Genomic DNA, 18,944 nt, shown 5'->3' with positions numbered 1-18,944 from the left:
GGGCAAGCCCGCTTGTGTCTAGATCCAGGAATAGACTTCGAGGTGAGAGAGGTTAATGGCAAGCTGTGAGTCCGCGGTGAGGCCAGTACAGCCACCACACATCCCGCTACTCGACCCGCATTTCCCCACTGAACACCAGGGTATTGCGGCACCGCCGGCACAAATACCGCCGACCTTGCCGAACCAGGCTGTGGCGCTGGGCGGAAAACGGGAAGTCGCTGTCGGCGCACGGGCATTTGTAGATGTAGCGGGTCACGCGGCGGCGTTTGACGTCATAGGTGTGGCAGCGGTTGGGCGGCAGTTCGTACACGCCGCGCATGATCAATTGCCACTCTTCGCCATGGGGCTGAATGCGGTCGCCGAACAACTGATGGGCGATCAGGTGCGCGACCTCATGGGCCACGGTCTGCTTGAGGAAGTCTTCGGTGTTTTCCCGGTACAACTGCGGATTGAAGCGCAGCAGGTTCTCGTGCAGATGCGCGACACCGGCTTTTTGCCCGCGCAGCTTGAGGCTCACCACGGGGCGTTTGAAAGGTCGTTTGAAAAAGGATTCGGCTTGTTGGAAACAGTCTTCGACGCGGGTATTGAGTTGCTCGGGCATGCTCGATGGATCTCCAGAGACGTCGAGTATGCCGCAACCCTCGGGCCTTGCGAATCGCCAAGGTGCCGAATGGTCGTATGCCTGCTCGTTGCTGAAGAATGAAAAGGCCGCCTTGCGGCGGCCTGTGTCGGTCGTTTCTGATTATCAGTGATGAGCGGCTAACTGGTATAGACCGGCCCCACGCCGAGTCCCCAGACAATCACGGTGAACGCCATGATGGCGACCAGCACCACCAGGCCTACGGCGAGCACCGAACTTGAAAACAGGAAGCCCTCGTCAGATGGAATGTTCATGAATGTCGGCAAGCCCACGTACAGCAAGTACACCGTGTAGCAGATGGCGGCGGTGCCGACGATCATCCCCAGCCACAAGTGCGGGTACAAGGCGGCGAGACCGCCGATGAACAGCGGTGTAGCGGTGTAGGTTGCAAACGCAATGCAGCGGGCCAGGCTTGGGTTGGCGTCATAGGTGCGGGCCATCCAGTGAATGAATGCGCCCATTACCGCGACACCGCCGAGCATCGCCAGGTACGACATGATCGTCATCCATATCGCGCTTTCTACGGTCAGCATTACGGGAGGTCGATTGCCGATGACCCAGCCGACCTGTGTGGTGCCAATAAAGGCAGACACGGCGGGGATCGCCGCCAGGATCAGCGTATGGGTCAGGTACATGTGGCTGATGCTTTCCTCCTGGTCGCCACGGATTTCTTTCCATTCTTGGTCAGGGTGGGTGAAGAGCCCCACTACGTGATGGATCATGCCAGTCACTCCTCTTGTCTTTACCGTCGCCCCCCAGTGGAGCGCCTACGGGCCAATGCGGCCAAGCAAGTCACAGGTCTGAAATTCGTATACGACCTTATGTCGCAGTATAGGGAGGAGTTTCCCCAGAGGGAGTAGGGGCTTTAGAGCAAATCGCGCTGTAAACCCGGTTGTTAATCGCCGTCGGGTCTGTGCCGAACAGCCCTTTTGGCGAGGCACTTCGCCCCTGAGGGGTTTTTGCGTAAAATGCCGGCCTTTCGTCACACCTCACGGATTTCGCGTCATGGGCACTCTCACGGTCAACCAGAACAAACTGCAAAAGCGCCTTCGCCGACAGGCCGGTGAGGCGGTTGCCGATTTCAACATGATTGAAGACGGCGACAAGGTCATGGTCTGCCTGTCCGGTGGCAAGGACAGCTACACCATGCTCGACGTGCTGATGCACTTGCAGAAGGTCGCGCCGATCAAGTTCGAGATCGTGGCCGTGAACATGGACCAGAAGCAGCCGGGATTCCCGGAGCACGTGCTGCCGGCCTACCTCAAAGAACTGGGTATCGAGTACCACATCGTCGAGAAAGACACTTACTCGGTGGTCAAGGAGCTGATCCCGGAAGGCAAGACCACCTGCTCGCTGTGCTCGCGTCTGCGTCGCGGAACGCTCTACACCTTCGCCGACGAAATCGGCGCGACCAAGATGGCCCTCGGTCACCACCGCGACGACATCGTCGAAACGTTCTTCCTGAACATGTTCTTCAACGGTTCGCTCAAGGCCATGCCACCGAAGTTGCGCGCTGACGATGGCCGTAACGTGGTGATCCGCCCGCTGGCCTACTGCAACGAAAAAGACATCCAGGCCTACTCGGACTTCAAGCAATTCCCGATCATCCCGTGCAACCTCTGTGGCTCCCAGGAAAACCTGCAGCGTCAGGTGGTCAAGGAAATGCTGCTGGACTGGGAGCGCAAGACCCCGGGCCGTACCGAGAGCATTTTCCGCAGCCTGCAGAACGTGATCCCGTCGCAACTGGCGGACCGCAACCTGTTCGACTTCACCAGCCTCAAGATCGACGAAAGCGCGGCTTCGCGATTCGTCAATGTGGTCAATCTCTAGTCAAGAACTGTAGGAGTGAGCCTGCTCGCGATCGCGTAGTGTCAGTCGACATCAATGTTGAATGACTAACCGCGATCGCGAGCAGGCTCACTCCTACATTTGTTTATTGTTTCAACCTCCAGGAGAGGGCATGCGCGACTACAAGTGGCTGAACGAGTACTGCTTGAACCGTTTCGGTTCAGCGGCTGAACTGGAAGCCCACCTGCCCGTTCCCAAGACTCCCGCGCAACTGCGCAAGATCAGCGACGATCGCTACCTCTCGATGATGGCGCTACGGGTATTTCGCGCCGGGCTAAAGCACAGCCTGGTGGATGCCAAGTGGCCGGCCTTCGAAGAAGTGTTCTTCAAGTTCGACCCGGAGAAAGTCGTGCTGATGAGCGCCGAACACCTGGAGCGGCTGATGCAGGACACGCGGATCATCCGTCACCTGGGCAAGCTCAAGAGTGTGCCGCGCAATGCGCAGTTCATACTGGATGTGGCCCATGAAAAGGGCAGCTTCGGCGCGCTGATCGCCGATTGGCCGGTGACCGATATCGTCGGGCTCTGGACCTTTCTGAAAAAACGCGGACATCAGTTGGGCGGTCTGTCTGCCCCGCGCTTCTTGCGGATGATCGGCAAGGACACCTTTGTACCGAGCTATGACGTGGTGGCGGCGCTGAATGCGCAGGACATCATCGACAAGGTGCCGAGCAGCCTGCGCGACCTGGCATTGGTGCAGGACGTGTTCAACCAGTGGCATGAAGAAAGTGGCGGGCGGCCGATGAGCCAGATTTCGATGATGCTGGCTTATACCGTCAATCATTGAGGGTTTGGGGGGCCCCAAAAGATCGCAGCCTTCGGCAGCTCCTACAGGGGAATGTGTAAGCCTGTAGGAGCTGCCGAAGGCTGCGATCTTTTCTGTCAGGCGACGGAAACTTCGTCCTCGCCAGCCAACTTGCGATTCAACTGATACCGCCAGCGCACATACAACAACGCTGAACAGAACACCGCCAGGCTCGCACCCATCTCCAGCAAACCGAAGATTTGCCGGTTCGGGTCATAGGCAGCCAACGCGCCCTTGATGAAATACAGGTTCACCACAAAGCACATCCACGAATGCCCGCGAGGGCTGCCGACGATCATCCCCGGTGCCAGGATCAGCAACGGCACCAGCTCGATCAACAGAATCACCCATGGCCGGGCGCCGTGCAGGTCGGCGACCAACAGGTAGTAGATGCACAGCAATCCCACCAAGCCGAAAAAGCACAGCAGACTGATGACACGCATCGCCTTGACGCGTGGCTCGAGCCATTCGAGGGCGGGAAGAATCTTCGGCTTTTTTGCCACCTCAGCTCTCCAGTTTCTGTGCAGTCTTCGCCAGGCGCATGCCCAGCGCGCGGCACAGCGCCACTTCATGGGTATCCAGACCGCTTTTGCCGTCGGCACCGGCGTGGTGGCTGGCGCCGTAAGGCGTGCCGCCGCCCTGGGTTTCCAGCAGTGCCGACTCGCTGTACGGCAGGCCGGTGATCAGCATGCCGTGGTGCAGCAACGGCAGCATCATCGACAGCAGGGTGGTTTCCTGGCCACCGTGCAGGCTCGCCGTGGAGGTGAATACACCCGCCGGTTTGCCCACCAGCGCACCGGTCAGCCACAGGTTGCTGGTGCCGTCGAGAAAGTACTTGAGCGGCGCCGCCATGTTACCGAAGCGGGTCGGGCTGCCGAGTGCCAGGCCGGCGCAGTTCTTCAGGTCGTCGAGGCTGGCGTACAGCGCACCTTCGTCGGGAATCTCCGGCGAAACGGCTTTGCACTCGCTGGAAATCGCCGGCACCGTGCGCAGGCGGGCCTCAAGCCCGGCCTGTTCTACACCGCGGGCGATCTGCCGGGCCATTTCGTTGGTCGAGCCGCTGCGGCTGTAGTACAGAACCAGAATGTACGGTGCACTCATGGCAACAGTTCCAGGATCTGCTCCGGTGGGCGGCCGATGATGGCTTTGTCGCCGACTTCGAGAATCGGTCGCTCCATCAGTTTCGGGTGGGCGGCGATAGCGGCGATCAATTGCGCTTCGCTCAGGCTGTTGTCGGCCAGGTCGAGGGTTTTGTACTCGTCCTCGCCGGTGCGCAGCAAATGCCGGGCGCTGATCCCGAGTTTGCCCAGCAGGCTCTGGATTTGCGCGGCGTCCAGCGGAGTGTCCAGGTAACGGACCACGGTAGGCGTCAGGCCACGGGCTTCAAGCAGTTCGAGCGCACCGCGGGATTTCGAGCAGCGCGGGTTGTGATAAAGCGTCAGATCGGTCATGAGCGGGTCGCATCTTGCGTAAGGTGGCGGCTATTCTAACTGTGCAGCGCGCAATCCAGAACCGTGAGAGGCGATGGGTCGCAGGCGCATTCAATTTTTGACAAGGAACACGACATGACAAGGCGACTGGCAGCGGCATTGGCGATCATCGGGGCGTTGATGCTGGGGGGCTGCGGGAATGACTATGGCATCGACCAGGACGGCCACAAGATCGCCGCCGACCGACTGGACGGCAAATGGCTGGTACTTAACTACTGGGCAGAATGGTGCGGGCCTTGCCGTACCGAGATCCCGGAGTTGAATGCCTTGGCCGAGCAGCTCAAGGACAAGAAAATTGGTGTGTTCGGGGTCAACTTCGACAACGTCCAGGGGCAAGAGCTGAAGGGCGCGAGCGAGAAGCTGGGAATCAGGTTCACCGTGCTGGCGCTGGACCCTACCGAGCTGTTCGAGCTGCCGCGCAGCGAGGTGTTGCCGGTGACGTACATTATCGATAACAAGGGCAAGGTGCGTGAGCAGTTGATGGGGGAACAGACGGCGGCGGGGGTGATGGCGAAGCTTGAGGCATTGCAGGCGAAGAATTGAGTTGTTCTTGAGAGAAAAGATCGCAGCCTGCGGCAGCTCCTACAGGGTGTACGACAATCCATGTAGGAGCTGCCGCAGGCTGCGATCTTTTAGGGGATCAACCCTCCTCAAGCCACCAACGCAGCGGCTTGCCTTCGGCTGGCCAGAAGCGCATCTGCTCGATCGGGGAGACGTCCCAGCGCTGGACGTTTTCCAGGGCCTGGAGGAAGCGTTTTTCCTGTTCCATCAGCGCCGGCGCGCACAGTTTGCGGGTGCTGCCGATTTTGCCGAAGGTCAGTTTGTCGCCATCGAGGGTGTACGGCGCGAACCAGTGATTGCAGCCACCATTGCCGTAAGCCCGGCCGTCTTCAGCGAGGGTGATGGTCAGGTGGCTGTAGTCCATCAACGGCCGTTCGCCGATCCATTCCAGAATGTAGCTGCGGTTTTGTTGCAACTGCACCGGCTCGGCGGCGCAGCCCAGCAGGCTGGCACCGGCCATCGCGCTCAGAGCGAGGCGTTTCATCACGCAGGCTCCTGGCATTTCGGGCACAGGTGTTTCTCGCCAACGGTGGTCCAGCCCAGCTCGGCAATCCGCGCAGTGGCGGCAGGCTTTTCGGCCTTGTTGCCCAGCTTGGCATCGACGGCGAACTCGAAGCTCAGCTCTTTGGCGCAGCTGTCACAGTTCACTTGCCAGGTATGAATCGCCAGTTCGCCGAATACCGGGCCACTGGCCACCGCGACCCATTGACCGGGCGGGTTGATCAGGTGGCGAACCGTTTCGACTGTCAGGCGCATGGACAAGTCCTTGGCACCCTTGAGGGTCACGACCAGCACGTCGTTGTTGCGAATCGAGCCACCGTTGCCGGTGACCTGATAGCGCCCTGGCACCAGGGCGCGGCATTCGGTGAGGGTGTGTTGCGGGTTCATCAGGCTGTAGCGGAAATCGTGTTCGACCATGGGTCCTCCAAATATGCGCGATATGCTATCACGGGCTTGGACACCGCATCGCGCAGGCAGATGACCTTCGATCCGTTTCAGTCTCCCGTCACCTGGTTTTCCGGGGTGCCCGCCGTCCAGGCTGCAATGTTGCGCAACGTGGTGGCGGCTATCGCGTCCAGCGCTTCGCGGGTCAGAAAGGCCTGGTGTGCGGTGACGATCACGTTAGGGAAGGTCAGCAACCGGGCCAGTACATCGTCTTGCAGCGGCAGGTCGGAGCGGTCCTCGAAGAACAACTGCGCCTCTTCCTCATACACATCCAGCCCCAGGTAACCCAGGCGACCGTCTTTCAGGGCATCGATCAGCGCCGGGGTGTCCACCAGGCCGCCACGTCCGGTATTGATCAGCATTGCGCCCGGTTGCATGTGCGCCAGGGATTGGCGGTTGATCAAGTGCTTGCTCTGCTCGTTGAGCGGGCAGTGCAGGCTGATGATCTGCGATTCGGCCAGCAGCTGCGGCAGGCTCAAGTAGCGCGCGCCGAGGGCTTCGACCTGCGGGTTGGGGTAGGGGTCACAGGCCAGTAACTGGCAGCCAAATCCGCTCATGATTTTGGCGAAGGTGGCACCGATCTGACCGGTGCCGACCACGCCGACGGTCTTGCCCACCAGGTCGAAACCCGTCAGCCCCTGCAGTCTGAAATCCCCTTCGCGAGTGCGGTTGTAGGCGCGGGGCAAGCGGCGGTTGAGTGCGAGGATCAGCGCCACTGCATGTTCGGCCACCGCGTGGGGCGAATAGGCCGGGACGCGCACGATGGCCAGTCCCAGACGTTTTGCCGTCGGCAAGTCGACATGGTTGTAACCGGCCGAGCGCAGGGCGATCAGGCGAGTGCCACCGGCGGCCAGGCGTTCGAGTACCGCCGCGCCGAGGTCATCATTGATGAACGCACAGACCGCTTCATACCCCTGGGCCAGCGCCACTGTGTCGAGGCTCAGGCGCGCAGGTTGAAATTGCAGCTCGATGCCGACCGGTTGTTCGGCAGCTAGAAAACTGTCGCGGTCGTAGTTCTGGCTGCTGAAAAAAATCGTACGCATGATGTCCTCTCTGTCCCGTTTCTGTAGGAGCTGGCTTGCCTGCGAAGAGGATCTCAAACCCTGTGCTGTCTCTGAGGCCACCTTCGCTGGCAAGCCAGCTCCTACAGGGTTTGCGCTGAGCTTACGCTGATGTTTGATTGACGCAGTTGCGCTGCATCAAGCATTCATGCGCGCCTGGGCCGCCAGGCGATTGATCGCCCGGTCGAGTTCCTCCAGTGCCACGCCGGCATTCGGGTCCTGTTGCTTGAGCAGGGTTTCGCTGCGTTGGCAGGCCGCACGCAATTGCGGTACGCCGCAGTAACGCGTCGCGCCATGCAGGCGATGGACGCGTTCGATCAGGGCGTTGTGGTCGTTGCTTTGCTGTGCGAGGCGGATGGCTTCGCGGTCAGCCTCCAGGGACGCCAGCAGCATCGCCAGCATGTCCGCCGCCAGATCAGCCTTGCCGGCGGCCAGGCGCAATCCTTCGTCGTGGTCGAGTACCAACAGGTCGTGGGCGCCAGCATGCCCATCGCCGGAGCGTTCCGGGCTGTGATTGCGCAGCGCCAGGCCGCTCCATTTCAGCACCACCTGCGCCAATTGCCGTTCGCTGATCGGTTTGGTCAGGTAGTCGTCCATGCCGCTTTGCAGCATCGCGCGTTTTTCGTTGGCCATGGCATGGGCGGTGAGGGCCACGATCGGCAGCGGCGTGCAATGGCGTTCGCTTTCCCATTGGCGGATCGCCTCGGTGCTCTGGCGGCCGTCCATGCCGGGCATCTGCACGTCCATCAACACCAGATCGAATGTCTCGTTCTGCACCGCCTTGATGGCGGCAAAACCGCTTTCCACCGCGAGCACATTGGCGCCCATGTCTTCGAGCAGGGTCTGCACCAGCATCAGGTTGGCCGGATTGTCGTCGACGCAAAGCACCTTCGGTGCACGGCTGGACAACGGTTCGCCCGGCTCGCGGCGCATCGGGCGCGGGTTGACCAGATCAGACAGGGAGCGTCGCAACTTGCGGGTACAGGCCGGTTTCGCCTGGAGCTGGCTGTGGGGGTTGGGCACGGAAAGATGGAACAGCGTCTGTTCCGTGGTCGGGCACAGCACCAGCACTTTGCAGCCAAGATGCTCGAGGTCCCAGATGTGCTGGTTGAGGCGTTCCGGCGGCATGTCGTTGCTGGTGATGCCGAGCACTGCAAGTTCGATCGCCTGATCGGTCTGGTGGGCGGCGGTGACGCCATTGGTCAGGCTTTCCAGGGTGTTGAACGGTGTGGTGTTGAGGCCGCAGTCTTCCAGTTGATGCTGCAACGCCTGCCGGGCCAGTTCGTGGTTTTCCAGCACCGCCACCCGGCGCCCGAGCAGCGGCGCGGCGGGCAGGTCTTCGGCATCGTCACGGGTTTTCGGCAGGCTCAGGCTGATCCAGAATTCCGACCCTTCCCCCGGCGTGCTGTCGACGCCGATCTCGCCGCCCATCTGTTCGATCAGGCGTTTGGAAATCACCAGGCCCAGGCCAGTGCCGCCCGGTTGCCGCGATAGCGAGTTGTCAGCCTGACTGAAGGCCTGGAACAGGGCGCGTACGTCCTGGCTCGACAGGCCGATGCCGGTGTCCTGAATGCTGATGCGCAGCTGCACGGTGTCTTCGTGTTCTTCTTCGAGCATGGCGCGGGCGACGACGGTGCCTTCGCGGGTGAACTTGATCGCATTGCTCACCAGGTTCGTCAGGATCTGCTTGAGCCGCAACGGGTCGCCTACCAGTGACAGCGGCGTGTCCCGATACACCAGGCTCACCAGTTCCAGCTGCTTGGCGTGGGCGGCCGGGGCGAGGATGGTCAAGGTGTCCTGGAGCAGGTCGCGCAGGTTGAACGGAATATGGTCGAGCACCAGCTTGCCAGCTTCGATTTTCGAGAAGTCGAGAATCTCGTTGATGATGCCCAGCAGGCTGTCGGCGGATTTTTCGATGGTGCCCAGGTAGTCGAGCTGGCGTGGGGTGAGCTCGCTTTTTTGCAACAGGTGGGTGAAGCCGAGAATGCCATTGAGCGGCGTACGGATTTCATGGCTCATGTTGGCCAGGAATTCGGACTTGATCCGGCTCGCTTCCAGGGCCTCCTTGCGCGCCAGATCCAGCTCGATGTTCTGGATCTCGATGGTTTCCAGGTTCTGGCGCACGTCTTCGGTGGCCTGGTCGATGCTGTGCTGCAATTCTTCCTGGGCATTTTGCAGGGTGCCGGCCATGCGGTTGATGCCGGAAGCCAGTTCATCCAGTTCCTGGCTGCCGAGGGGCGGCAAGCGGGTCTCCAGGTGGCCGTCCTTGAGTTGGGCCACGGCCTGCTTGATCTGGCTCAACGGCCGATTGATCGTGCGGCCCATGCGCAGGGCCAGCAGCGCCGCACCGATCAGTCCCGTAGCGATCAACATCAAGCTGGCGAACAGGCTGCGGTAACCGCGCAACAGCATGTTGTTATGGGACAGTTCGAGCTCGACCCAGCCAAGCAGGCGGTCTGCTTCTTCGGGAATCACGTCTCCGGCCAGATTGCGGTGTTTGCCGAATACCGGCAGCAGATAGCGGGTCGCATCGCTGCCGCTGTGGCGCAGCATTTGCGTGCCACTGCCAGAGGGCGTCTGATTGAGCATGGTCGGGCCGGCGTGGGCCAGCAACGTGCGGTCGGGAGCCAGGAAGGTCACTGCCCGTACATCGGTTTGCTCCAGGGCCTGGGTGGCGATGCGTTCGAGCAGTTCGTTGTCCTGATGGCCCATGGCTGGCGCCGTCAGTGGAGCCAACTGCTCGGCGATCATTTCGCCGCGCTGCATGAGTTGGGTTTGCAGGTCAGCCTGTTGCATCCAGGTAAAATACCCCCCCAGCACCAACGCCATCAGGCTGGTTGGCAACAGGGTCAGCAACAGCACGCGGCCTTTGATTCCCAGTTTCTTGAGCACGCATCTCTCCTGCATCCCGCTATTTATAGACCCGTACATGCATCCGCCATGCACCACTTGCGCAGTGTAGCGATTTGCTCGCGGGCAATCTTCGTAAAAATGGTGCAGTCATTCGTCGGCCCGGGCGACTCTTTGGCGATACGGACAAACCGTGGGTTGCCCCTGGCGAGGCAATCTTGAATAATCGCTCAACTGAGAATTGTTTGCAGATAGTCATGACTCCCATCACTGCTGGCCTCCCCCGAATCCTGTCCATCGAAGACGACCTTGTGCTCGGCGCCTACGTTCACGAGCACCTGGACCGCAGCGGCTTCCAGGTGACCTGGTGCCAGAACGGCCAGGAAGGCCTGGACATTGCCCGCCGGCAGCCTTTCGACGTGGTGTTGATGGATATCCTGCTGCCGGGCATGGACGGCCTGGCGGTACTGACTCAATTGCGCCAGAGTCATTCCACCCCGGTGTTGCTGATGTCGGCCCTCGGTGCCGAGGCCGATCGCATCAGCGGCTTTCGCCTGGGGGCCGACGATTACCTGCCAAAGCCCTTCAGCATGGTGGAGTTGCGGGTGCGCATCGAAGCCATTCTGCGGCGGGTGGCACTCGACCGCCGACCCGCACCCGCAGTGCCAGCCCCGTCGATGGACAGCCTGCGTTTCGACGATGAAAGCTTCGAGGTGTTTTATGGCGAACAGGCTGGCGGCCTGACCCGCAGCGAGTATCGGCTGCTGGAGACGCTGCACCGCAGCGTCGACGAAGTATTGAGCAAAGCCTTCCTCTATCAACAGGTGCTGCAACGCGGTTATGCGGCCCATGACCGCAGCCTGGACATGCACATCAGCCAGATCCGCCGCAAGCTCAAGGCCATTGGCTACACCGAGCGCGAAGTGCGTACGGTATGGGGCAAGGGTTACATCCTGAGCGCCGCCGATGAAATGTAACGTGCCGGGCAGGCACTCGCTGTTCTGGAAACTGGCTTGTCTATTGGTCGCTTTCTGTCTGCTGATGATCTGGTTGAGTTGGTCATGGGGGCGTTACATGGAGGAGCGAAACCAGTTCCTCTCCGATGAGGCCCGCGGCAGCCTGTCCGGTTATGCCGCCGAAGCCGAGCAGGCGTGGAAGCAGCGCCAGAGCGCCGGTGTCGATGACTGGCTGCAAGGCATGGGTCAGCGGGAAAAAGGCTGGGTCGGTGTCATCGGTGGTGATTTGCAGTCCTTGAGCAACCAATCGCTGACGGACAAGGAAGTCGAACGCCTGACTTTTTTGCGCGGCCTCGATTGGCCCATTCACAAGAAAGGCCGGCCGTGGATACGCATACCGTTTCCCGGCGACCCGTCCACTGGCAGCCTGGTGATCGAACTGCCCGAACGCTTTTTGCCTGGGCAATACCGGGTGTTCTGGCGGGTGATCACCAACGGCGTGATTCCGGGGTTGTTCACTTTGCTGCTGTGCGTCGGGCTCTACCGTTTGCTGGTAGTGCCGCTCAATCACTTGCGTGAGCAGGCCAATGCCTGGCGTGCTGACCAACTGAATGTGCGCCTATCGAGCCGCACCACCAATCGTTCCGATGAATTGGGTGAGCTGGGGCGGGCGTTCGATCACATGTCCGAGCGCCTGCAAAGCACTGTGGCCTTGCAGCAGCAACTGTTGCGCGACCTGTCCCACGAATTGCGCACGCCTTTGAGCCGCCTGCGGGTGGCCAGTGAAAGCGAGCAGGGGCTGGAGCCATTGCGCGAACGTATCGGTCGTGAGGTCGATGGCATGCAGCGCCTGGTGGAAGACACGCTGCAACTGGCATGGCTGGACACCGAGCGCACCCGGTTGCCCGACGAGGCGATTCAGATCCAGGCCCTGTGGGAAATGCTCACGGAAAACGCCTGCTATGAAAGTGGCTGGCCCGATACGCAGTTGCAATGCACGGTGGATGCATCCTGCTGGGTTCGCGGTCATCTCAATACCCTGGCCCAAGCGTTGGAAAACATTCTGCGCAATGCCATTCGTCATTCGCCGACGGGAGGCATCGTCCAATTGGGCGGACGGCGTGATGGCGATTTCTGGCACCTGTGGCTGGAGGATCAGGGTGGTGGAGTGGCGCAAGCGGATCTGGAGCGGATCTTCCTGCCGTTCACCCGGCTCGACGGTTCGCGGCCGGGGGATGGTGGGTTTGGGTTGGGGTTGAGCATTGCCCGGAATGCGGTGCAGCGTCAGGGTGGACAGCTGTGGGCGCAGAACACCGGGACCGGGTTGCGCTTGAATATGCGTCTGTTGGCGGATGATGGTGGTGCCCGTGACGACGCCATCGCGAGCAGGCTCGCTCCCACATTGACTGTGTTTCAACCGAAAAATATGTGATCACCTCAGTCCCCTGTAGGAGCGGGCTTGCCCGCGATGAGGCCCTCATGTTCACCGCAAAATATCTGCTTATTCCCATAAACCATAAGCACCACACTTTGCGTGATATGGCCTGCGAACGTTTGCCGGTATGATAGTCGCCCCCGCAGTCTGGATTGCGAATACGCCATGACCTTGCAGTACCCAACCATCGCCGATTGCGTCGGCAACACTCCGCTGGTCCGTTTGCAGCGCCTGCCCGGCGCCACCAGCAATACCCTATTGCTCAAGCTCGAAGGGAACAACCCGGCGGGTTCGGTCAAGGACCGTCCGGCGCTGTCGATGATCACCCGCGCCGAACTGCGCGGGCAGATCCACGCCGGCGATACACTGATCGAAGCGACCTCGGGCAACACCGGGATCGCCCTGGCCATGGCCGCTGCGATCAAGGGTTACAAGATGATCCTGATCATGCCGGACAACTCCAGCGCCGAACGCAAGGCAGCCATGACCGCCTATGGCGCCGAGCTGATCCTGGTCAGCCAGGAGGAGGGCATGGAAGGTGCCCGCGACCTCGCCCAGCGCATGGAAGCCGAAGGTCGCGGCAAGGTACTGGATCAGTTCGCCAACGGTGATAACCCCGAGGCGCACTACACCACCACTGGCCCGGAAATCTGGCGTCAGACCCAGGGCACCATCACCCATTTCGTCAGCTCCATGGGCACCACCGGGACCATCATGGGCGTGTCGCGCTACTTGAAAGAGCAGAACGACAACGTGCAGATCATCGGCCTGCAACCAATGGAAGGTTCGGCGATCCCGGGTATCCGTCGCTGGCCTCAGGAATACCTGCCGAAGATCTATCAGGCTGATCGCGTGGACCGGATCGTCGACATGGCCCAAAGCGAAGCCGAAGACGTGACCCGTCGCCTGGCCCGTGAAGAAGGCATTTTCTGTGGCGTGTCCTCGGGCGGCGCCGTGGCGGCAATGCTGCGCCTGTCCAGAGAAGTTGAAAATGCGGTGATCGTCGCGATCATCTGCGACCGCGGCGACCGTTACTTGTCGACCGGCATTTTCGACGCGCCCAACTGATGGCCAAACATGAAAGAGGCCTGCGCTTCCAGCCTACCGGCGGCAGCAAGGCCCCGCAAATCCCGACCGGCAAAAAACAGCGCCTGACCATCGAGCGCCTGGCCAATGACGGTCGCGGCATCGCGTTTTTCGAAGGCCGTACCTGGTTCGTCATCGGTGCGTTGGCCGGCGAAGAAATCGAGGCTCGCGTACTCGGTGCCCACGGTAAAGTGGTCGAGGCGCGGACCGAGCGGGTGTTCAACGCCAGCGAGTTGCGCCGCCCGGCACCGTGCGCCCATGCCGGCCGTTGCGGCGGCTGCAGCGTGCAGCATCTGCCCCACAACGAACAACTCGCCCTGAAACAGCGCATGCTCGCCGAGCAATTGTCCAAGGTCGCCGGTGTCGCGCCCGAGGAGTGGGCCGAACCATTGACCGGTCCGGAATTCGGCTACCGTCGTCGCGCCCGTGTGGCGGTGCGCTGGGACATGAAGGCGAAGAAACTCGAAGTCGGGTTCCGCGCCGCCGGCAGCCAGGACATCGTTGGCATCGATGATTGCCCGGTGCTGGTACAGCCCTTGCAACCAATCATGACCCGCCTGCCCCAGATGCTGCGACGCTTGAGCAAACCTCAGGCACTCGGGCATGTGGAGTTGTTCAGCGGCTCGACGTTGGCGATTTTGCTGCGGCACATGGCGCCGTTGTCCGACGCCGACCTGACGATCCTCAAGGATTTCTGCGCGTTCCACGAAGCCCAGTTGTGGCTGCATGGCGACGGTGAACCGCAGCCGGTCGAGGCCGATCAGTCGTTGGGTTATCGTCTTGAACAGTGGGGTCTGGAGCTGGCATACCGTCCCGGGGATTTCATCCAGGTCAACGCCGCAGTCAACGAAGCGATGGTCGCCCAGGCGCTGGACTGGTTGAAGCCGACAGCGGATGAGCGCGTACTCGATCTGTTCTGTGGTCTGGGCAACTTTGCCTTGCCACTGGCCAAGGCCGCTCGCGAAGTGGTGGCGGTCGAAGGTGTGCAGGTGATGGTCGATCGGGCAGCGGCGAATGCGGCTAGCAATAATCTGCATAACGCGAAGTTTTTTCAGGCCGATTTATCCCAGCCTTTGACGGACGCCGAATGGGCCGCCGAAGGCTTTTGTGCGGTACTCTTGGACCCACCGCGTGACGGTGCTTTCGAGGTTGTTCGCAAGCTCAAGACCCTGGGCGCCGAACGGTTGGTGTACGTGTCGTGCAACCCGGCCACTCTGGCGCGTGACACGGTCGAATTGATCAAGCAGGGCTACCGGTTAAAACGTGCCGGGATTCTCGATATGTTTCCTCAAACGGCACATGTCGAGGCCATGGCGTTATTTGAAGCGAGCTAGGATGCTCGTCTGGTCCGACTGGCCCGCCCGTGCAGCCGCGCACCCAGCCCGATGTGGGCGCACGGGCAACGAAGGTCAGCGATTTGACGCATTGAATCTGCGTCGTAGGGAAGGTAAGCAAGATGGTACAGGTGAGAGCACACCAGCCGATCAACACCGACGGCAGTATCAATCTCGAGGCTTGGCTCGATCACGCGGTGAGTGTCGATCTGGCACTGGATCGCGAAGCCTTGAAAGAGGCCTGCGAGTACGCTCGCGAGGCCGAACAACAAGCCAATGCGGCACAGAATCTGTGGTCGGAAGGGAACTCCACGTTCCGTACCGGCCTTGAGATCGCCGAGATTCTCGCCGATCTCAAACTCGATCAGGACTCACTGGTCGCCGCGGTCCTGTACCGGGGCGTGCGCGAAGCCCAGATCCCGTTGCCGGCAGTCAGCCAGCGCTTCGGCCCGGTGGTGGCCAAACTCATCGACGGCGTGCAACGCATGGCGGCGATCAGCGACAGCCTGAGTCCGCGCAAATCCATGGTGATGGGCACCCAGGGCCAGGTGGAAAACCTGCGCAAGATGCTGGTGGCCATGGTCGACGACGTTCGCGTCGCCCTGATCAAACTGGCCGAGCGTACATGCGCCATCCGTGCGGTGAAGACCGCCGACGACGAAAAACGCAACCGCGTCGCCCGTGAAGTCTTCGACATCTACGCGCCACTGGCCCATCGCCTGGGTATCGGTCACATCAAGTGGGAACTGGAGGACTTGTCCTTCCGTTACCTGGAGCCGGACCAGTACAAGCAGATCGCCAAGTTGCTCCACGAGCGGCGACTCGATCGCGAGCGCTTCATCAGCGACGTGATGAGCCAGCTGAAAAACGAATTGCAGGCCACCGGCGTCGATGCCGACATCAGCGGCCGGGCCAAACACATCTATTCGATCTGGCGCAAAATGCAGCGCAAGGGTCTGGAGTTCAGCCAGATCTACGACGTTCGAGCCGTTCGCGTGCTGGTGCCGGAAATGCGCGATTGCTACACCGCGCTCGGCATCGTCCATACCCTTTGGCGGCACATTCCGAAAGAGTTCGACGACTACATCGCCAACCCCAAGGAAAACGGCTATCGCTCGCTGCACACAGCGGTGATCGGGCCCGAGGGCAAGGTGCTGGAAGTGCAGATCCGCACCCATGCGATGCACGAAGAAGCCGAACTCGGTGTGTGCGCGCACTGGCGCTACAAGGGCACCGACGTCAAGTCCGGCTCCAATCACTACGAAGAGAAAATCTCCTGGCTGCGCCAGGTACTCGAATGGCACGAAGAGCTGGGCGACATCGGCGGCCTGGCGGAACAGCTGCGGGTCGATATCGAGCCCGACCGGGTTTACATCTTTACCCCGGACGGTCACGCCATCGATTTGCCGAAGGGTGCGACGCCGCTGGACTTCGCCTACCGTGTACACACCGAAATCGGTCACAACTGCCGTGGCGCCAAGATCAACGGGCGCATCGTGCCGCTCAATTACAGCCTGCAAACCGGTGAACAGGTCGAGATCATCACCAGCAAGCACGGCACCCCGAGCCGCGACTGGCTGAACCCGAACCTGGGTTACGTCACCACATCGCGGGCGCGGGCGAAGATCGTTCACTGGTTCAAGTTGCAGGCCCGTGACCAGAACGTCGCGGCCGGTAAAACGCTGCTTGAGCGCGAGCTCAATCGCCTCGGTCTGCCCGCGGTGGATTTCGACAAGCTGGCCGACAAGGCCAACATGAAAACCGCCGAAGACCTGTTCGCCGCCCTCGGCGCCGGGGATCTGCGCCTGGCGCAACTGGTCAACCTGGCGCAGCAACTGGTCGAGCCGGAGCGTGGCAACGAGCAGCTGGAACTGATTCCACGCAAGGCCACCGGCTACAAGCCGGGCAAGCGCGGCGATATCCAGATCCAGGGTGTCGGCAACCTGATGACCCAGATGGCCGGCTGCTGCCAGCCGTTGCCGGGCGATGCAATCGTCGGTTACATCACCGTGGGTCGCGGCGTGAGCATTCACCGCCAGGACTGCGCCTCGGTGCTGCAGCTGGCCGGGCGCGAGCCCGAGCGAATTATCCAGGTCAGCTGGGGGCCGGTGCCGGTGCTCACCTATCCGGTGGACATCGTCATCCGCGCCTACGACCGTTCCGGTCTGCTGCGTGACGTCTCGCAGGTGCTGCTCAATGAGCGGATCAACGTGCTGGCGGTCAACACCCGCTCGAACAAGGAGGACAACACCGCGTTGATGTCCCTGACCATCGAGATTCCGGGGCTGGACGCATTGGGGCGGTTGCTGGGGCGGATTTCCCAGTTGCCGAACATCATCGAAACCCGGCGTAACCGTACGCCATGACCCACCCCTCTCTGTAGGAGCCGGCTTGCCGGCGAAGGCAGCCTTGAGCCTTGCGCTGGCATGACGAGCGCCTTCGCTGGCAAGCCAGCTCCTACAGGGTGTTTGACGAGAGTCGCAGATGTACAGCCTTGAAGATTTGTTGCACCTGATGAACCGCCTGCGCGACCCGCAGTACGGTTGCCCGTGGGACATCAAGCAAACCTGGGCCACCATCGTCCCGCACACCCTCGAAGAAGCCTACGAAGTCGCCGATGCCATCGAGCGCGGCGACTTCGATCACTTGCAGGGTGAGCTGGGTGATCTGTTGTTCCAGGTGGTTTATTACAGTCAGTTGGCTCGGGAAGAGGGGCGCTTCGAGTTCGCCGGCGTGGTCGACGGCATCACCCGCAAGCTGATCCGTCGTCATCCCCACGTGTTCCCCACCGGTGACCTGTATGCGCCGCTGGATGTCCCGCGTTTGAGTGAAGAGCAGGTCAAGCAGCGTTGGGAAGAGATCAAGGCCGAGGAGCGCGCGGAGAAATCTTCAGCGCCCGAACAGCTATCGTTGCTCGATGATGTTCCCGCCGCACTGCCAGCGTTGTCCCGTTCGGCAAAATTGCAGAAGCGCGCGGGGCAGGTCGGGTTCGACTGGCCAGATGCCTTGCCGGTGCTCGATAAAGTGCGTGAGGAGCTCGATGAAGTCCTCGAAGCGATGTCGGAAAACGATCCCGAAGCCGTGGCCGACGAGATCGGCGATCTGCTGTTTTCCGTGGTCAATCTGGCGCGGCATCTCAAGGTCGATCCGGAAGCCGCACTGCGTGGCGCCAACGGCAAGTTTGAACGACGCTTTCGTTTTATCGAACAGGCATTGCGCGACACCCGCCGTCCCATGGAAGATTGCACCCTCGAAGAGTTGGACGCCTTGTGGGGCGAAGCCAAACGTCAGGAAAAGAATTTGCCCAGCTGCGGTTGAGCAGTGGCCTAAGTGAGTAATAAGCACCATGAGCATTTCCCTTCGCGACCAGTTGCTCAAAGCAGGGCTGGTCAACCAGAAGCAGGCCAAGCAGGTCAGCAAAGACAAGCAGAAACAACAACGCCTGGCCCACAAAGGCCAGATCGAGCTGGATGACTCCCAGCAGCGCGCGGCGCAGGAAGCCATGGCCGAGAAGGTCAAGCGCGACCAGGAACTCAACCGCCAGCAGCAGGAGAAGGCCGAGGCCAAGGCCCGTGCCGCGCAGGTCAAGCAATTGATCGAAGTCTCGCGCCTGCCGAAATTGACGACCGAGGATTACTACAACTTCGTCGACGACAAGAAGGTCAAGCGCATCAGCGTCAACACCCTGATGCGCAACAAGCTCAGCAGCGGTTCGCTGGCCATCGTGCATCACGCTGGCGGCTACGAAGTGATTCCGCGCGAGGCGGCACTGAAGATTCAGGAGCGCGACCCTCAACGTATCGTGCAGCTGAATGTGCAAACCGAAGAAGTGAGTGTCGAGGATGATCCGTACGCCGCCTATAAGATCCCTGATGATCTGATGTGGTAACACGCTGAAGGCTGCAATACGACAAACCCCGCTCATGGTGGGGT

At 61.0% G+C, this 18,944-nt stretch carries 19 protein-coding genes; 10 read left to right on the top strand and 9 right to left on the bottom strand.

All coding sequences use genetic code 11. From position 1 onward, the window contains the following. Positions 1 to 106 precede the first annotated feature (106 nt). Positions 107 to 601 carry a SprT family zinc-dependent metalloprotease gene (locus tag AC1D19_RS24605; RefSeq protein WP_218427337.1) on the bottom strand — a complete coding sequence of 165 codons (495 nt, stop codon included), beginning with the start codon at positions 599 to 601 and terminating at the stop codon, positions 107 to 109. 158 nt (positions 602 to 759) lie between these two features. Then, a complete protein-coding gene (locus AC1D19_RS24600) occupies positions 760 to 1,362 on the bottom strand; it encodes a Yip1 family protein (protein WP_008051494.1) in 603 nt (200 codons plus the stop codon). 283 nt (positions 1,363 to 1,645) lie between these two features. Here AC1D19_RS24600 and ttcA point away from each other — a divergent pair, with 283 nt between their 5' ends. Further along, positions 1,646 to 2,470 carry a tRNA 2-thiocytidine(32) synthetase TtcA gene (ttcA, locus tag AC1D19_RS24595; RefSeq protein ID WP_223456101.1) on the top strand — a complete coding sequence of 275 codons (825 nt, stop codon included), beginning with the start codon at positions 1,646 to 1,648 and terminating at the stop codon, positions 2,468 to 2,470. 130 nt (positions 2,471 to 2,600) lie between these two features. Then, positions 2,601 to 3,275 carry a DNA-3-methyladenine glycosylase I gene (locus AC1D19_RS24590; RefSeq protein WP_223456102.1) on the top strand — a complete coding sequence of 225 codons (675 nt, stop codon included), beginning with the start codon at positions 2,601 to 2,603 and terminating at the stop codon, positions 3,273 to 3,275. Between the two features lie 95 nt (positions 3,276 to 3,370). Here the strand turns inward: AC1D19_RS24590 and AC1D19_RS24585 are convergent, their stop codons facing one another. From AC1D19_RS24585 to arsC, 3 genes are read right to left on the bottom strand one after another with little or no spacing between them, the layout of a single operon-like run. Beyond that, the gene (locus AC1D19_RS24585; RefSeq protein ID WP_477764815.1) at positions 3,371 to 3,796 is read right to left on the bottom strand and encodes a DUF2069 domain-containing protein; all 426 of its coding nucleotides are present in this window, start codon (positions 3,794 to 3,796) and stop codon (positions 3,371 to 3,373) included. 1 nt (position 3,797) lies between these two features. Further along, positions 3,798 to 4,394, bottom strand: coding sequence for an NAD(P)H:quinone oxidoreductase (wrbA, locus tag AC1D19_RS24580; protein WP_477764814.1), 597 nt, complete (start codon positions 4,392 to 4,394; stop codon positions 3,798 to 3,800). Further along, positions 4,391 to 4,744 carry an arsenate reductase (glutaredoxin) gene (arsC, locus tag AC1D19_RS24575; protein WP_477754810.1) on the bottom strand — a complete coding sequence of 118 codons (354 nt, stop codon included), beginning with the start codon at positions 4,742 to 4,744 and terminating at the stop codon, positions 4,391 to 4,393. Before arsC ends, wrbA begins: the two co-directional genes overlap by 4 nt. Before the next feature lie 114 nt (positions 4,745 to 4,858). Here arsC and AC1D19_RS24570 point away from each other — a divergent pair, with 114 nt between their 5' ends. After that, positions 4,859 to 5,326 carry a TlpA disulfide reductase family protein gene (locus tag AC1D19_RS24570; RefSeq protein ID WP_477754811.1) on the top strand — a complete coding sequence of 156 codons (468 nt, stop codon included), beginning with the start codon at positions 4,859 to 4,861 and terminating at the stop codon, positions 5,324 to 5,326. 97 nt (positions 5,327 to 5,423) lie between these two features. Here the strand turns inward: AC1D19_RS24570 and AC1D19_RS24565 are convergent, their stop codons facing one another. The 4 genes from AC1D19_RS24565 to AC1D19_RS24550 form a co-directional block, all read right to left on the bottom strand. Continuing rightward, the gene (locus AC1D19_RS24565) at positions 5,424 to 5,828 is read right to left on the bottom strand and encodes an META domain-containing protein (protein WP_477754812.1); all 405 of its coding nucleotides are present in this window, start codon (positions 5,826 to 5,828) and stop codon (positions 5,424 to 5,426) included. Beyond that, complete coding sequence (locus AC1D19_RS24560) at positions 5,828 to 6,262, bottom strand: hypothetical protein (protein WP_007988765.1); 435 nt, start codon at positions 6,260 to 6,262, stop codon at positions 5,828 to 5,830. Before AC1D19_RS24560 ends, AC1D19_RS24565 begins: the two co-directional genes overlap by 1 nt. Before the next feature lie 77 nt (positions 6,263 to 6,339). Next, positions 6,340 to 7,332: a 2-hydroxyacid dehydrogenase gene (locus AC1D19_RS24555; RefSeq protein WP_477754813.1), complete on the bottom strand. Its 993-nt coding sequence runs from the start codon at positions 7,330 to 7,332 to the stop codon at positions 6,340 to 6,342. A gap of 156 nt (positions 7,333 to 7,488) precedes the next feature. Further along, positions 7,489 to 10,242, bottom strand: coding sequence for a response regulator (locus AC1D19_RS24550; RefSeq protein ID WP_477754814.1), 2,754 nt, complete (start codon positions 10,240 to 10,242; stop codon positions 7,489 to 7,491). A gap of 215 nt (positions 10,243 to 10,457) precedes the next feature. Here AC1D19_RS24550 and AC1D19_RS24545 point away from each other — a divergent pair, with 215 nt between their 5' ends. From AC1D19_RS24545 to AC1D19_RS24515, 7 genes are all read left to right on the top strand, one after another. Further along, positions 10,458 to 11,177: a response regulator transcription factor gene (locus tag AC1D19_RS24545; RefSeq protein ID WP_477754815.1), complete on the top strand. Its 720-nt coding sequence runs from the start codon at positions 10,458 to 10,460 to the stop codon at positions 11,175 to 11,177. Beyond that, positions 11,167 to 12,588 carry a histidine kinase sensor domain-containing protein gene (locus tag AC1D19_RS24540; RefSeq protein WP_477764813.1) on the top strand — a complete coding sequence of 474 codons (1,422 nt, stop codon included), beginning with the start codon at positions 11,167 to 11,169 and terminating at the stop codon, positions 12,586 to 12,588. The genes AC1D19_RS24545 and AC1D19_RS24540 overlap by 11 nt, the downstream gene beginning before the upstream one ends. A 168-nt stretch (positions 12,589 to 12,756) precedes the next feature. Next, positions 12,757 to 13,659, top strand: coding sequence for a cysteine synthase CysM (cysM, locus tag AC1D19_RS24535; RefSeq protein WP_477764812.1), 903 nt, complete (start codon positions 12,757 to 12,759; stop codon positions 13,657 to 13,659). Beyond that, a complete protein-coding gene (gene rlmD, locus AC1D19_RS24530) occupies positions 13,659 to 15,011 on the top strand; it encodes a 23S rRNA (uracil(1939)-C(5))-methyltransferase RlmD (protein WP_477754818.1) in 1,353 nt (450 codons plus the stop codon). Before cysM ends, rlmD begins: the two co-directional genes overlap by 1 nt. A gap of 122 nt (positions 15,012 to 15,133) precedes the next feature. Continuing rightward, complete coding sequence (gene relA, locus AC1D19_RS24525) at positions 15,134 to 17,377, top strand: GTP diphosphokinase (RefSeq protein ID WP_477760160.1); 2,244 nt, start codon at positions 15,134 to 15,136, stop codon at positions 17,375 to 17,377. A gap of 118 nt (positions 17,378 to 17,495) precedes the next feature. Next, a complete protein-coding gene (gene mazG / locus AC1D19_RS24520) occupies positions 17,496 to 18,329 on the top strand; it encodes a nucleoside triphosphate pyrophosphohydrolase (RefSeq protein ID WP_477754820.1) in 834 nt (277 codons plus the stop codon). Between the two features lie 28 nt (positions 18,330 to 18,357). Then, positions 18,358 to 18,900 (top strand): DUF2058 domain-containing protein, encoded by a 543-nt coding sequence (locus AC1D19_RS24515; protein WP_007988773.1) that lies wholly within the window; start codon positions 18,358 to 18,360, stop codon positions 18,898 to 18,900. The last annotated feature ends 44 nt before the right edge of the window (positions 18,901 to 18,944 follow it).

The organism is Pseudomonas sp. P1_C12 (genome assembly GCF_056406435.1).
This window is presented reverse-complemented; position numbering and strand designations above follow the sequence as displayed.

Coding starts and splice junctions, on each gene's coding strand:
- AC1D19_RS24605 (WP_218427337.1), bottom strand. CDS start 601: ATGCCCGAGCAACTCAATACCCGCGTCGAAGACTGTTTCCAACAAGCC.
- AC1D19_RS24545 (WP_477754815.1), top strand. CDS start 10,458: ATGACTCCCATCACTGCTGGCCTCCCCCGAATCCTGTCCATCGAAGAC.
- wrbA (WP_477764814.1), bottom strand. CDS start 4,394: ATGAGTGCACCGTACATTCTGGTTCTGTACTACAGCCGCAGCGGCTCG.
- AC1D19_RS24570 (WP_477754811.1), top strand. CDS start 4,859: ATGACAAGGCGACTGGCAGCGGCATTGGCGATCATCGGGGCGTTGATG.
- AC1D19_RS24565 (WP_477754812.1), bottom strand. CDS start 5,828: ATGAAACGCCTCGCTCTGAGCGCGATGGCCGGTGCCAGCCTGCTGGGC.
- AC1D19_RS24590 (WP_223456102.1), top strand. CDS start 2,601: ATGCGCGACTACAAGTGGCTGAACGAGTACTGCTTGAACCGTTTCGGT.
- mazG (WP_477754820.1), top strand. CDS start 17,496: ATGTACAGCCTTGAAGATTTGTTGCACCTGATGAACCGCCTGCGCGAC.
- rlmD (WP_477754818.1), top strand. CDS start 13,659: ATGGCCAAACATGAAAGAGGCCTGCGCTTCCAGCCTACCGGCGGCAGC.
- AC1D19_RS24515 (WP_007988773.1), top strand. CDS start 18,358: ATGAGCATTTCCCTTCGCGACCAGTTGCTCAAAGCAGGGCTGGTCAAC.
- arsC (WP_477754810.1), bottom strand. CDS start 4,744: ATGACCGATCTGACGCTTTATCACAACCCGCGCTGCTCGAAATCCCGC.
- AC1D19_RS24555 (WP_477754813.1), bottom strand. CDS start 7,332: ATGCGTACGATTTTTTTCAGCAGCCAGAACTACGACCGCGACAGTTTT.
- AC1D19_RS24560 (WP_007988765.1), bottom strand. CDS start 6,262: ATGGTCGAACACGATTTCCGCTACAGCCTGATGAACCCGCAACACACC.
- AC1D19_RS24600 (WP_008051494.1), bottom strand. CDS start 1,362: ATGATCCATCACGTAGTGGGGCTCTTCACCCACCCTGACCAAGAATGG.
- AC1D19_RS24540 (WP_477764813.1), top strand. CDS start 11,167: ATGAAATGTAACGTGCCGGGCAGGCACTCGCTGTTCTGGAAACTGGCT.
- cysM (WP_477764812.1), top strand. CDS start 12,757: ATGACCTTGCAGTACCCAACCATCGCCGATTGCGTCGGCAACACTCCG.
- ttcA (WP_223456101.1), top strand. CDS start 1,646: ATGGGCACTCTCACGGTCAACCAGAACAAACTGCAAAAGCGCCTTCGC.
- relA (WP_477760160.1), top strand. CDS start 15,134: ATGGTACAGGTGAGAGCACACCAGCCGATCAACACCGACGGCAGTATC.